1 protein-coding gene is annotated in these 535 nt (G+C 46.2%); it reads left to right on the forward strand.

Features of this window, described 5'->3' with window-relative positions; translation table 11 throughout:
- On the forward strand, positions 1-535 hold a 535-nt coding region (locus R8O11_RS30735; protein WP_318195322.1), incomplete at both ends, for a 3-dehydroquinate synthase family protein.

A 535-nucleotide genomic window follows, 5' to 3' on the forward strand; every position in this document is an offset into this window, starting at 1 on the left:
TGGTTATTATTGCCCTCGGTGGTGGTGTAATCGGAGATCTCGTCGGTTTTGCTTCAGCCTGTTATCAGCGAGGTGTGGACTTTATCCAAATTCCAACGACGTTGTTGTCCCAAGTGGATTCTTCCGTTGGCGGCAAAACGGCAGTCAATCATCCGCTAGGTAAAAACATGATTGGCGCATTTTACCAACCGAAAGCGGTGATCATCGATACCAACTGTTTATCGACGCTACCTGAGCGTGAATTTGCTGCTGGTATAGCTGAAGTGATCAAATACGGCATTATTTATGATGGTGCATTCTTTGATTGGCTGGAAGAAAATTTAGACCGTTTATACACGTTGGATGAAGACGCGCTTACCTATGCCATTGCACGTTGCTGCCAAATTAAAGCTGAAGTGGTTGCACAAGACGAAAAAGAGTCTGGAATTCGTGCGTTGCTCAATTTGGGTCACACTTTCGGTCATGCGATAGAAGCTGAATTAGGCTACGGCAATTGGTTACATGGTGAGGCGGTGTCTTCTGGTACGGTGATGGC

The sequence above is a fragment of the Vibrio sp. 1288 genome, from assembly GCF_033344475.1.